The sequence below is a fragment of the Lonsdalea quercina subsp. quercina genome (genome assembly GCF_000688655.1).
Lineage (GTDB): Bacteria > Pseudomonadota > Gammaproteobacteria > Enterobacterales > Enterobacteriaceae > Lonsdalea > Lonsdalea quercina.
On sequence record NZ_JIBO01000016.1, the window covers coordinates 1 to 12,924 of the forward strand.

Sequence of the window (12,924 nt, forward strand, 5' to 3'; positions counted from 1 at the left end):
ACTGTTTAATAAAAACACAGCACTGTGTAAACACGAAAGTGGACGTATACGGTGTGACGCCTGCCCGGTGCCGGAAGGTTAATTGATGGGNTCAGCCGCAAGGCGAAGCTCTTGATCGAAGCCCCGGTAAACGGCGGCCGTAACTATAACGGTCCTAAGGTAGCGAAATTCCTTGTCGGGTAAGTTCCGACCTGCACGAATGGCGTAATGATGGCCAGGCTGTCTCCACCCGAGACTCAGTGAAATTGAACTCGCTGTGAAGATGCAGTGTACCCGCGGCAAGACGGAAAGACCCCGTGAACCTTTACTATAGCTTGACACTGAACCTTGAGCCTTGATGTGTAGGATAGGTGGGAGGCTTTGAAGTGTGGACGCCAGTCTGCATGGAGCCAACCTTGAAATACCACCCTTTAATGTTTGATGTTCTAACGTGGGCCCCTGACCGGGGTTGCGGACAGTGTCTGGTGGGTAGTTTGACTGGGGCGGTCTCCTCCCAAAGAGTAACGGAGGAGCACGAAGGTTAGCTAATCCTGGTCGGACATCAGGAGGTTAGTGCAAAGGCATAAGCTAGCTTGACTGCGAGAGTGACGGCTCGAGCAGGTGCGAAAGCAGGTCTTAGTGATCCGGTGGTTCTGAATGGAAGGGCCATCGCTCAACGGATAAAAGGTACTCCGGGGATAACAGGCTGATACCGCCCAAGAGTTCATATCGACGGCGGTGTTTGGCACCTCGATGTCGGCTCATCACATCCTGGGGCTGAAGTAGGTCCCAAGGGTACGGCTGTTCGCCGTTTAAAGTGGTACGCGAGCTGGGTTTAGAACGTCGTGAGACAGTTCGGTCCCTATCTGCCGTGGGCGTTGGAAGATTGAGGGGGGTTGCTCCTAGTACGAGAGGACCGGAGTGAACGCACCACTGGTGTTCGGGTTGTCATGCCAATGGCATTGCCCGGTAGCTAAGTGCGGAAGAGATAACCGCTGAAAGCATCTAAGCGGGAAACTTGCCCCGAGATGAGTCTTCCCTGGGACCTTGAGTCCCCTGAAGGGCCGTTGAAGACGACGACGTAGATAGGCTGGATGTGTAAGCGTAGCGATACGTTGAGCTAACCAGTACTAATGACCCGAGAGGCTTAACCTTACAACACCGAAGGTGTTTTTAGAGAGACGAGATTCAGCTTGTTCAAAGATTGGTTCTGGTGGTTGCACGGGAAGAGGTGTAACGGCTGGAATGAAACAGAATTTGCCTGGCGGCGATAGCGCGGTGGTCCCACCTGNCCCCATGCCGAACTCAGCAGTGAAACGCCGTAGCGCCGATGGTAGTGTGGGGTCTCCCCATGTGAGAGTAGGGAACTGCCAGGCATCAAATCAGTAGAAACCCTCAGCGCAAGCTGGGGGTTTTTGCGTTGGGGCGAAAAAGAAAAAAGCGNCCACCCCGCAAGGNAGATATCGGCAGCCCGGCAGGCCAGACTGTTATGCCCAAACAGCTAATTAAGGCTCATTCTACGAATGAGCCTTAATAAATGGTTAGTGCAGAATCTGCGCCAGGAAAGACTGAGTACGTTCCGATCGCGGATTGGAGAAGAAGATCTCCGGCGGCGCCTGTTCGACGATCTCACCCTGATCCATAAAGATCACCCGGTTAGCAACTGTGCGAGCGAATCCCATTTCATGGGTGACGCACAGCATAGTCATACCGTCTTCGGCCAAACCAAGCATGGTATCCAGCACCTCTTTGACCATTTCAGGATCTAACGCCGAGGTAGGCTCATCGAACAGCATGATCTTGGGTCTCATACACAGCGAACGCGCGATAGCGACACGCTGTTGTTGGCCTCCGGAGAGTTGTCCTGGATACTTATGCGCATGGGCCGAAATGCGCACGCGTTCCAGATAATGCATCGCCAGCGCATCGGCCTCTTTTTTCGGTATGCGATGTACCCAGTTAGGTGCCAGCGTACAGTTTTGCAAAACGGTGAGATGCGGGAAAAGATTGAAGTGTTGGAACACCATGCCAACTTCCGTTCTGATTTTTTCAACGTTGCGGCTGTCGCTATTCAGCTCGATGCCATCGACAACAATTCGTCCTTTCTGATGTTCTTCCAGATGGTTGATACAGCGGATCGTCGTTGATTTTCCCGAACCTGACGGGCCACATAGGACAATACGCTCACCTTGTTTCACCTGAAGGTTGATGTCTTTAAGTACGTGAAAATGACCGTACCACTTATTCACGTTTTCCAGCGTAATCATGTAGTCAGCGGATTGTGTTAACGCATTCTGATTCATGGATGACCTCAATGAGACTTATGTCCGGTATCAAACCGTTTTTCCAAATGTTGGCTATAGCGCGACATGCTGAAACAGAAGATCCAATAGATCAGCGCGGCGAAGACGTAGCCTTCGGTAGACATGCCCAACCAAGCGGGATCGACTGTGGCCTGCTGGATACTGCTGAACAGATCGAATAGTCCGATGATGATTACCAGACTGGTATCTTTGAACAGCGAGATGATGGTATTGACCAGACCGGGGATAACCATTTTTAGCGCCTGAGGCAGGATGACCAGAAACTGCATCCGCCAATAGCCTAATGCCAGCGACTGTGCTGCTTCATACTGTCCTTTCGGCAACGCTTGAAGGCCGCCTCGTACCACTTCGGCCACATAGGCGGATTGGAACAGAATGACTCCCACTAAGGCGCGTAACAGTTTGTCTATGTTAGTCCCTTCCGTCAGGAACAGCGGCAGCATCACCGAGGACATGAACAGCACGGTGATCAGCGGTACGCCACGCCAGAATTCAATAAATCCAATGCATAGCATACGGACGATAGGCATTTCCGAGCGTCGGCCCAGCGCCAGCAAGATCCCGAGCGGCAAAGCGCCCGCAATCCCCACGGCGGCGATAATGATGGTGAGTGTGAGTCCGCCCCATTGGCGTGTTTCCACGTGAGGCATCCCNCCAAATCCGCCGGACAGCAGCCCCCAGGCGATGAGTGGGTAGACAATGCACCATCCGGCGATATAACGGCCGCGATGCGGCACCTGTTTCCAGAACATGGGGAAAATGCTCAACAGCGCCAGCACCAGCGCGAAGTTGATTCGCCAAATCTCTTCAGTGGGGTAGAGGCCATACATAAAGTGGCTGAAGCGGGCGTGAATAAACACCCAGCAGGCCCCTTCGCGGGTACAGTCATTGCGGGTTGCGCCCAACCAGTTGGCGTCGAAGACCGCCCAGTTCAGAAGTGGCGGCACCCCTTTCCACAGCAGCCAAAGGCAGAAAAGGGTCAGCAGGCTGTTGGGGAGGCTGGAAAACAAATTCCGTCGAACCCATGCGATGGCGCTGCTAACAGGCATCGGGCGATTTGGTGTATGTGAAATCATGTTCACCCTGCTCCTCTAGCGCTCAATTAAGGCGATTTTGCGGTTATAGATATTCATCAGCAGCGAGATGAGCAGGCTGATAATCAGGTAGACCGACATCGTCATGGCAATCGTCTCAATCGCTTGACCGGTCTGATTCAGGACCGTACCGGCAAACAGCGACACCATATCCGGGTAACCAATCGCAGCAGCGAGAGAGGAGTTCTTCACAATATTCAGGTACTGGCTGGTCAGCGGCGGAATGATGACGCGCATTGCTTGAGGCAGGATGACCTTGCGTAGTGTGATCGCTTTTGGCAGGCCAAGCGATAGCGCTGCTTCATGCTGGCCGTGCGATACCGATTGAATACCAGAACGGATGATTTCGGCAATGAAGGAGGAGGTATAAACTGAAAGCGCCAGCGCTAGCGCAGCGAGTTCCGGGATCATGACCAGACCGCCGTTGAAGTTAAACCCTCTCAATACCGGGAGTTCCCAGCTCAATGCACCACCAAAGGTGATGTGCGCCAAGCCCAGCAGTAGTGCAAGGATCAGCAATGGCCACGGCCAGTTTCTTCGATAGACGCCAGTTTCAAGGTGATAGCGCTGATTTATGCGAACGATGAGAACGGTCGCGAGTGCGGTAATAACCACGGCGATTAGGGCTGGAAGGGCGCCAGGCCCGAAATCCGCCGCCGGGATATACAATCCGCGGTTACTCAAAAACACTGCATCCAGCGTACTAACCGCCTGGCGAGGCCCCGGGAGATTGCGTAGTACCGCAAAGTACCAGAAGAAGATCTGCAGCAGAGGCGGAATATTGCGGAACGTTTCGATATAGAAGGTGGATAGCTTACGGAGCAGCCAGTTATCAGACAGCCGGGCCAGACCGACCATAAATCCTAACAAGGAAGCGCAGACAATACAGATGGCTGACACCAACAGCGTATTCAGCAAGCCGACGACGAAGACGCGGGCGTACGTATCGCCCTGCTGATAGTCGATGAGATGCTGGACAATACCAAATCCTGCGGAGTTATCCAGAAAAGCAAAGCCGGACGTAATGCCACGTTGCGCCAAATTAGTAATGGTGTTGTGCAACAGATAGGCTGCGAAAGACAGTACGACGACGACAGCGATAATTTGGTACAGCCAGGCGCGCACCGCAGGATTAGTCAGTGATAAATCACCTTTTACGGTTGGGCGTTGCAGCATGATGAAGCCTCGGTAGCAGTCAAACGGGAGCACGGCGACAAGGCCGTGCCCGATTTACTTGGGGGATTAACGAACGGCGGGCGCGTATTGAATACCGCCATTGGTCCACAATTCGTTCAGTCCGCGTTTGATTTTCAATTCGCTGCCCATACCGACGTTGCGCTCAAATATTTCGCCGTAGTTACCGACCTGTTTAATAATTTTGTAGGCCCAGTCAGCGGGTAATTTGAGATCTTTTCCGTAATTGCCTTCTTTGCCGAGCAGATGAGCCATATCCGGTGTTGTCGGTTTTGCCAGCATCTGGTCGACGTTCTGAGAGGTGACCCCCATCTCTTCCGCGTTCAGCATGGCGAACAGGCTCCAGCGCACGATGGAAAACCACTCTTCGTCTCCACGGCGAACGACCGGTCCCAGCGGTTCCTTGGAGATGACTTCAGGCAGCACGATGTATTCGTTGGGATTAGCCAATTTGATGCGCAATGCATACAACTGAGACTGGTCGGAAGACAGCGTGTCGCAGCGTCCGGACTCCAGCGCTTTGGCGCTCTCATCGGAGCGGTCGAAGGTCACCGGCGTGTACTTCATGCCATGAGTTTTGAAATAGTCGGCGACGTTCAGTTCGGTATCGGTCCCCGCCTGAATACACACCGTCGCGCCGTCCAGCTCCGTCGCGCTTTTCAGCCCGGCTTTGTTGTGGGTCAGGAAACCGATGCCGTCATAATAGGTGACGCCGGTGAACAGCATGCCCATGCCCGCGTCACGCGAAGAGGTCCATGTCGTGTTGCGGGACAGCAGGTCCACTTCGCCTGACTGCAGCGCCGTAAAACGTTCTTTGGCGGTCAGCGGGGTATATTTCACCTTGTCGGCATCGCCGAAAACGGCAGCCGCGACGCCCCTGCAAACATCCACATCAATACCGGCATATTTGCCGCTGGCATCGGCATAGGAAAAACCCGGCAAGCCATCGCTGATACCGCATTGGACAAAGCCTTTTTTCTGTATGGCGTCCAGCGTGGCGCCAGCATGGGCCTGTTGCATCGCCGTCAGAAGAGAAGCGCCTGCGACCAGCGTAGAAATGAACAATTTTTTCATCATCTTATGTGCCTAATGAGTTGTGTGCTGTGGTAATGGACGCAGCGTTGCGTCCGTCCTGTCTGCCGGCGCCGTCATTTGGATATTGGGCCGTGACGTGATTAAGCAAAACTAATGCCAATCCGTGACGGATGCTCTCTGGCTGACGGCGGGGAGTTTTGTGAGGGAGGACACAAAACTTGCAATGTATTGCACCAATATAATCACGGCGCTCAAAAAAATTGCCTGTATTTGGTGCGAAACGACCTCATTGGCGGATTTAGCAGAATGCCGCGATCTTAACCAGTGCATCGCCAAGGTGTTTGTTGTCTTTTTTAGTGCAACTTGTTACTGAATTGCTGGATGAGCGGCGCGGGTAGGGTTGAAGGACGAGACTATGGCGGGCGGGTGAAAGAGATGAATATCAGTAAAATAAAGGAGTTATTCGGCCCTCCGCATCGCGGAAGGCCGGGCGCCATGTCAACGAACGTTATGCCGTTGATAAAAGCGTTCCAAGCGCGTCTGCGCTTTGCTGAGAATGGTACAAAACAGAAGGTAAATAATGGCGGCTTCGACGTAGAGAATGAGCGGTTCATAGGTGACGGAGACGATGCGCTGAGCGGCAAGAAACATCTCCGGCACGGTGATGACGGCAGCCAACGAGGTATCTTTGATCAGAGAGATAAAGGTATTCGATAGTGGGGGAAGGGACACAAATACCGATTGGGGAAAAATGACCCATCGAATAGCCTGAGTTCCCTTCATGCCTAGCGAGTAGGCGGCGTTCCACTGTCCCTGAGGCACGGACAGTATGGCTCCACGTACAATCTCGGAACTATAAGCCCCTACATTAAGGGTGAAACCGATCAGCGCGGCTGGAAATGCGTCCAGAGTGATCCCGGCGCTGGGTAGCCCATAAAAAATCAAAAACAGCTGCACCAGCAGCGGCGTGCCGCGAATGACCCAGACGTAAAAATCGGCAATCCATTTCAGCGGACGAGGCCCGTAAAGCCGGATCAAGGCGACGACGATCCCGAGCGCCAGCCCGAGAATGAAGGAGATAATGGCGAGGGGAACGGTGAACTTCAGTCCAGCAGAAAGCAGACTCCAAAAGGAGTCTGCCATAAGTTGTAGCCAGGGTGGCATCTAACACTCCGATATCTTTGCGGTTACTGGGAAACATCTTCCCCGAAGTATCGCACAGAAATCGTTTTATACGTGCCATCCGCTTTCATCTGGTCCAGCGCGTGGTTAATTGCCTCGACCAGCGGGGTTTGTCCTTTACGCACCAGAATGGCGGACGGATCGCCGCTTTCAGCGGTGGCGGCGACTTTGACTTTCGCATCCGGCTTCTGTTTTTTGAAGTCGAGGAATGACAGATTGTCGTTCAGCGTCGCATCGGCGCGGCCGCTCATCACCAGGTCCAGCGATTGGTTAAACCCATCGGTAGGGACGATATCCGCGCCGTACCGCGTCGCTAGCTTCGAATAATTACTGGTCAGACTTTGTGCGGACTTATGACCTTTGAGATCTTTAAACGTCTTGATCGTGGTGTTGTCGTTGCGGACAACCAGCACAGACTTCGCATCAATATAGGGTTTGGAGAAATCGAATTTCACCTGACGTTCAGGCGTGATACCGACCTGATTAACGACGGCGTCATAGCGGCCTGCGCTCAGCCCGGCGATCAATCCGTCCCAACGTCCTTCGACGAACTCGGCTTTAACGCCGATTTTCTCGGCCACTGCACGGCCTATTTCCACATCAAAACCGACCAATTTCCCCGATTTATCGTGATAGGTATAGGGAGCATAGGTCCCTTCCGTACCGAATTTCATGACCCCCGCGGCCTTAATGGTGCTGAGATCGTCCTGCGCCTGTACCAGAGCACTGGTGACAAGTAACGCGCCAGTCAGTAATGCAACGCTGATTTTTTTCATCGTGGTTCCTACAAAGACGGGAGAGAGCAACCGGCATGCTTATGAGGCCGAGCGGCGAGAATCTACGTGATATCACCACGCATTGCTAATCACATAAGGTGATGGTTTATAGCAACAAAGCATAAATATAGTGGTGCGCGGCGGTTTTTTCCACAACGGGGGAGCCGTTGGTGCTGGCGTGAGGATAAATAAAGAAAAAGGGACGGATAATCCGTCCCTTCGAGCCTGGCGTGATGGCGATGAGCTGTCCGTTAACCCCAGACGGCGTCAGCGATCTCTTTGACCAACGCAATTTTCGCCCACTGCTGCGTTTCGGTGATCTCGTTGCCTTCTTCCGTTGAGGCAAAGCCGCACTGAGTGCTGAGGCACAGGCGTTCCAGCGGTATGAATTGGGAGGCTTCCTTGATGCGGTCAATGACCGCCTGTTTGTCTTCCAGTTCGCCGAACTTGGAAGAGATCAACCCCAGAATCACCTGTTTATCGCCAGACACCTGAGCCAGCGGAGAGAAGTCGCCAGCGCGTTCGGTATCGAACTCGAGATAGTAGGCGGAAACATTTTCACGGGCGAACAGCACGCTCGCTACTGGCTGGTAACCACCGCTGGCGGCCCAAGATGAGGCATAGTTGCCGCGGCACACGTGCGTCGTCAGCACCAAATCTTCCGGCGCGCCTTCCACGCTCGCATTGTTGACCTTCAGATACAGCTCGGCCAGCGTGTGTACTTTGCTGCCTTCAACCGGTTCTGCGTGATGCCCGCAGCCGCAGCTTGTGGAGTTCGGCGTATCGGCGCCGCCGCCGCCCGCGAATTTCGGGTCGACCAGCATGCCCCAGGNGCAGTCATCCAGCTGTAGGTTACGGCATCCCGCCGCATACAGCTCTGTGATAAAGGTTCGGTAGGCCTTGGCGATATCCTGAACCAGCGCATCTTCAGTTGGGTAAAACTCCAGCGTCTTGGCTTTATTGTCAGGACGCTGCAGCTCGGCCAGAAACTGTGCCGCGGAAGGTACGGTCAGTCGCGGTATAATGCCAGGCTCTGCGAACTGGAGCAGGAATTTAAAATGTTCGACGAACGGATGGTTCTCGCCGGAGATCTTACCCGAGAGGTGCGCGGTTTCCGGACGGGTTTCCTTGTCGGCAAACGCGTAGCCTTTGGCGATGAGTTTTTTTTCCACCCCGTTAAGGCCCCACATGAAATCGAGGTGCCACCAGCTACGACGGAATTCGCCGTCGGTAATCACCTGCAAACCGGCTGCTTTTTGTTTATCGACCAGTTCGGTGATCGCTTTGTCTTCAACGGCCCGAAGCGCGTCGGCGGAAAGGTTACCCTGGGAAAATTGTGCCCTGGCATCATGCAGATATTGTGGTCGAAGATAGCTTCCTACTACGTCGGCACGAAAGGGGGGGCGTCGCGTTTGAATGGTTGTCATGAATATAAATGCCTTATTAATTATTTTAGTGGGCAGAGATTATCATGGAACTAATCCCCTCATGAGATGAAATTCTCTCAACGTGATTGAGAGAATTTCACGTTGGGCGGCGTGCGGAACCGAGCGATATATTCATCGACTAGACTGTGGGTATGAACGTGGAGCGGTGGGAAAGGGCGAAAATGACGCGAAGGTGTGCTGATGTGTTAAGAATTCGATAAGCAGGGTAAAACTAGTTAAGAAAGCACGATTTAAGACATTTCGTTATTCAAGACTGCCGTAGTGTGGACGATAGTGCTGTGTAATCTGCTTACTAAAGGCAGGACCATTCGAGGAAGNCAGTTATGAAAAAAATTACGTTGGCTATGGTAATGACGGTTTTTACCGCAAGTAGCCTGCTCTCAACCGTTTCTTTTGCAGCGGGTCCGGATCATCAGGACGGTAAGCAATGGCAGCAGGGACCGGGAAGCCAGCAGCATGGCGGCCATGACGGCAATCGTGGCGGTCAAGCGAACCGCGGCGGACATGGCGAACCAGGCCGGCAGCAGTCACACGTACAGCGCGGAGGCGACCGTGACCACTTTGTCTCCCATGGTCACGATTTCAGAAGGGGCAAACCGGCTCCGGCTCGTTATCGCGGCAATGATTATCGTGTCAACGACTGGCGCGCTCGCGGCTTGAGACAGCCGCCGTCAGGCCAGCATTGGGCTTACATCGACGGCAACTATGTGCTGATTGCCGCCGCGACGGGTGTGATCACCTCGATTATTCTCAACAGCGCCCTGCAACATTAATGTTAACAAGTGCCGGAGCGAGTCTCCGGCACCGCTTATCCCGCTTTTTTTCTCCCGCCCTTATCCGCGCGACTTGTCAGTTCGACAACGTCGGNGTCGATGATTAGCCGAACCAGTCTGCGAGTTTATCGCGGGTCTGCCGTTTGACCTCTTCGTTGATGTACAGGCTGACGGTGCCCATAGCCCCGGCAAGAACGCCCAGATCGTCTGTGAAACCCACCACCGGCAGCGCATCCGGAATGGCATCGACGGGCAGGACGAAGTAAGCCAAAGCGGCGTAGATGGTCGTTTTGGCCCATACCGGCGTATCAGGCCGTTGTGCGGCGTAATAGAGCCATAGCGCTTTTTCAATCACTTCGCGCCCGGCCTTTTTGGCGTAGCCGACTATTTTCGTCCAAAAGCGCGTTTCATTGAAATCGTCTGCCTGAGTGAACTTATTTACCATCGGTTTTCGCTCCTGGTCAGTGGCTCTGTTCATCGCGTGTTGCTGTCTCTCATTGTCGTCCTATCGGTCGACGTTTGGCGTCACGCGGATGACTTCATTATGGCAAAGAGCAGGGCGAATCGGCGGGAAAAGGGCACAAAAAAGGCGCTGATGATGGTTCATCAACGCCTTGTGAAAATACGGATGCCGAACGTTATCAGTTCATGCCGTATTTTTTCAGTTTCTTACGCAAAGTGCCGCGGTTGATACCCATCATCAGTGCTGCACGGGTCTGGTTGCCGCGAGTATATTGCATCACCATGTCCAACAGTGGTTGCTCTACTTCAGCCAGTACCAGCTCATACAAGTCATTCACATCCTGACCGTTCAGTTGAGCAAAATAGTTCTTCAGTGCCTGTTTAACCGAGTCGCGCAGGGGTTTTTGGGTTACCTGAGCCTGAGAGTTTACGGTGGAAACGGTCAGTACGTCAGAATTCACGCGTTGTTCGAACATAGTTCTGTCAGCTCTTTTTCTGTTTACGCAAGATTTTCAAAATATGCCTCCAACGCCTCCAGCTGTTCGCTGGCATCCTCAATGGCGTTGAATGTGCGCCTAAACTGGTCGTCCGGGGCATGTTCCTGGAGATACCAGGAAACGTGCTTACGAGCGATACGGAATCCCTTGCCTGGACCATAAAAGTCATGCAATTCCCGTATATGCCCGATCAGCAAGCGCTTCACCTCTGCCAATGGCATCGGCGGCAGCAGCTCCCCTGTGTCCAGATAATGCTGGATTTCCCGAAAGATCCAGGGTCTTCCCTGAGCGGCCCGNCCTATCATCAGGGCATCGGCCCCGGTGTAATCGAGAACCGCTCTGGCTTTATGCGGGTCAGTAATGTCGCCATTCGCAATGATGGGAATGCCGACGGCCTGCTTAACTGTCCGAATGCTGTCGTACTCGGCCTCGCCATTGAACAAGCACGTACGTGTTCGTCCATGAATGGTGAGAGCCTGGATACCACAATCTTCAGCCAATCTGGCAATTTGTACACAGTTGCGGTGCTCTGGAGACCAGCCCGTACGAATTTTCAGCGTCACCGGTACGTCTACCGCTTCCACCACCGCCGTCAGAATCTGTTTCACCAGATCAGGATGCTGCAGTAATGCAGACCCCGCCATCTTGCGGTTCACTTTCTTGGCTGGACATCCCATATTGATGTCGATGATTTGCGCGCCGAACTCAGCATTGATGCTGGCCGCCGCCGCCATCTCCCCTGGATCGCAGCCAGCAATCTGCACGGCTCTGATACCAGGTTCATCGCTATGCACCATGCGCAAGCGGGACTTGTCCGAACGCCACACTTCCGGATTGGAAGAGAGCATTTCGGACACTGTCATTCCAGCGCCCATCATGTGACAGAGTGCTCTGAATGGGCGATCGCTAATACCAGCCATCGGGGCGGCTATCAAACGATTGGGAAGCTGAAATTGTCCAATGTGCATAGACAAAGAGTGACCATACTGTGTCTGCAAGGGCGCGTATATTACGCATTTTTCACGCGATAGGAAAGGCCAAACTTTGAGCAATTACGCGGAACAGATCAATAAAATGGCGTTTCATCAAAAGAAATTTTCATTTTAACGATACATATCATGTGGTTATGTGAATCCCCACTCTGTGGGCCACGCAGTCGACAAGGGCTTATTAGAAGTGAAAAGACCGTAAAGATGCGGCATCAGGGAGCGATTCATGGGGCAATGAAGGCAATTGGTAGTGAAAAATGCATCATATTCAGTGGAAAGAGGAGCATTCTATCGGTCTGGCGACGGCACTAGAATGCTCCTGATTTCTGTCATTGCCGTGGCGGCAGGTTCCTATTCTTGGTCGATTTCGTCTATCGCCGCGTCAATTTCGTGGCTGATGTGTTCGATGTCAGCGGGAGAAAATTCGATGTCCGGCTGCTCCCCGGTATCACGCAGAATTTTTTGGGCAATGAGACGTGTGACCGGCAGGATGATAGAAAAGTGGTCGCCGTGCGGCACGCTATAGGCATGAAAGGACACGCCCGCGTTTTGTGCATCCTTCTCCATCTGGGGCAATGAATATTCCCAGTAATTATCGCTGCCTTCAAAATAGTAAGTCGGCGATTTGAGGTGCGTGATAAAAGTGCGAGGGGAGCGCAGGTAAAACTCACGCGAATTTTGGGTGTTGAAGGATGGGCCGACGGCGGTGGGGCCGCGACTCAATCTCAATTCTAAATCAGGCACGCCCCCAAGTGAAAACGCTGCGCGGAAACCATGTTGATACTCGTTTCCCAAAAGCGTCATCGTCCCGCCTGTGCTGTGGCCGGNGAGATATATGCGGTCGGGGTCGACGTAAGGAAGTTTAGCCAGATAGTCTCTCGCGGCATGTAAATCGTTAATCTCGCCATAAAACATCTCGAACTTGCCGGGATTGTCATTTTCTCCACGCCAGCTTGGCATCATCGTAACGATGCCGGCCTCTGGGAATGCGCGACCGCTTTGATCGTTGTCGGCGTCCTGAGGTTCCCAAAGGAAGCTTCCTATGCCGCCATAACCTCCGTGGGCCCACACCACGGCCGGATGTCGCTTGCCGTCTTTGGGATCGGGCGTCAGATAGGCGACCAGTTCACCCACGGGCGACGGATATTGTACGGTCTTATACCGCTTCACT

Annotated in this window: 10 protein-coding genes, 2 rRNA genes and 2 pseudogenes; 3 read left to right on the forward strand and 11 right to left on the reverse strand. The window is 53.3% G+C overall.

All coding sequences use genetic code 11. From position 1 onward, the window contains the following. Together RZ35_RS14450 and rrf are read left to right on the forward strand one after the other, a co-directional pair. Positions 1 to 1,134: ribosomal RNA gene (locus RZ35_RS14450) — 23S ribosomal RNA — on the forward strand; the annotation flags it as partial. A gap of 105 nt (positions 1,135 to 1,239) precedes the next feature. Further along, positions 1,240 to 1,355: ribosomal RNA gene (rrf, locus tag RZ35_RS14455) — 5S ribosomal RNA — on the forward strand. A gap of 165 nt (positions 1,356 to 1,520) precedes the next feature. Here the strand turns inward: rrf and RZ35_RS14460 are convergent. From RZ35_RS14460 to RZ35_RS14485, 7 genes and pseudogenes are all read right to left on the reverse strand, one after another. Then, positions 1,521 to 2,282 carry an amino acid ABC transporter ATP-binding protein gene (locus RZ35_RS14460; protein ID WP_026743960.1) on the reverse strand — a complete coding sequence of 254 codons (762 nt, stop codon included), beginning with the start codon at positions 2,280 to 2,282 and terminating at the stop codon, positions 1,521 to 1,523. 8 nt (positions 2,283 to 2,290) lie between these two features. After that, complete coding sequence (locus RZ35_RS14465; RefSeq protein WP_036153549.1) at positions 2,291 to 3,379, reverse strand: amino acid ABC transporter permease; 1,089 nt, start codon at positions 3,377 to 3,379, stop codon at positions 2,291 to 2,293. Between the two features lie 15 nt (positions 3,380 to 3,394). Then, positions 3,395 to 3,949: pseudogene (locus tag RZ35_RS18625) on the reverse strand (ABC transporter permease subunit); the annotation flags it as partial. A 71-nt stretch (positions 3,950 to 4,020) separates the two neighbouring features. Next, positions 4,021 to 4,573: pseudogene (locus RZ35_RS18630) on the reverse strand (ABC transporter permease subunit); the annotation flags it as partial. 66 nt (positions 4,574 to 4,639) lie between these two features. Next, positions 4,640 to 5,665: an amino acid ABC transporter substrate-binding protein gene (locus RZ35_RS14475; RefSeq protein WP_026743963.1), complete on the reverse strand. Its 1,026-nt coding sequence runs from the start codon at positions 5,663 to 5,665 to the stop codon at positions 4,640 to 4,642. Positions 5,666 to 6,124: 459 nt separating this feature from the next. Then, positions 6,125 to 6,790 (reverse strand): amino acid ABC transporter permease, encoded by a 666-nt coding sequence (locus RZ35_RS14480; RefSeq protein ID WP_026743964.1) that lies wholly within the window; start codon positions 6,788 to 6,790, stop codon positions 6,125 to 6,127. 23 nt (positions 6,791 to 6,813) lie between these two features. After that, positions 6,814 to 7,584: an amino acid ABC transporter substrate-binding protein gene (locus RZ35_RS14485; protein ID WP_026743965.1), complete on the reverse strand. Its 771-nt coding sequence runs from the start codon at positions 7,582 to 7,584 to the stop codon at positions 6,814 to 6,816. A gap of 1,771 nt (positions 7,585 to 9,355) precedes the next feature. Here RZ35_RS14485 and RZ35_RS14495 point away from each other — a divergent pair. Further along, positions 9,356 to 9,805 (forward strand): RcnB family protein, encoded by a 450-nt coding sequence (locus RZ35_RS14495; protein ID WP_026743967.1) that lies wholly within the window; start codon positions 9,356 to 9,358, stop codon positions 9,803 to 9,805. 103 nt (positions 9,806 to 9,908) lie between these two features. Here the strand turns inward: RZ35_RS14495 and RZ35_RS14500 are convergent, their stop codons facing one another. From RZ35_RS14500 to RZ35_RS18695, 4 genes are all read right to left on the reverse strand, one after another. Next, positions 9,909 to 10,250 (reverse strand): YkvA family protein, encoded by a 342-nt coding sequence (locus RZ35_RS14500; RefSeq protein ID WP_026743968.1) that lies wholly within the window; start codon positions 10,248 to 10,250, stop codon positions 9,909 to 9,911. Positions 10,251 to 10,446: 196 nt separating this feature from the next. Further along, entirely contained in the window at positions 10,447 to 10,743 is a 297-nt protein-coding gene (gene fis, locus RZ35_RS14505; RefSeq protein WP_012883002.1) for a DNA-binding transcriptional regulator Fis, read from the reverse strand. Positions 10,744 to 10,766: 23 nt separating this feature from the next. Then, on the reverse strand, positions 10,767 to 11,732 hold the full coding sequence (gene dusB, locus RZ35_RS14510) for a tRNA dihydrouridine synthase DusB (protein ID WP_036153551.1): 966 nt from the start codon (positions 11,730 to 11,732) through the stop codon (positions 10,767 to 10,769). A 372-nt stretch (positions 11,733 to 12,104) separates the two neighbouring features. Beyond that, a complete protein-coding gene (locus RZ35_RS18695) occupies positions 12,105 to 12,716 on the reverse strand; it encodes an alpha/beta hydrolase family protein (RefSeq protein ID WP_455709717.1) in 612 nt (203 codons plus the stop codon). Positions 12,717 to 12,924: the final 208 nt, after the last annotated feature.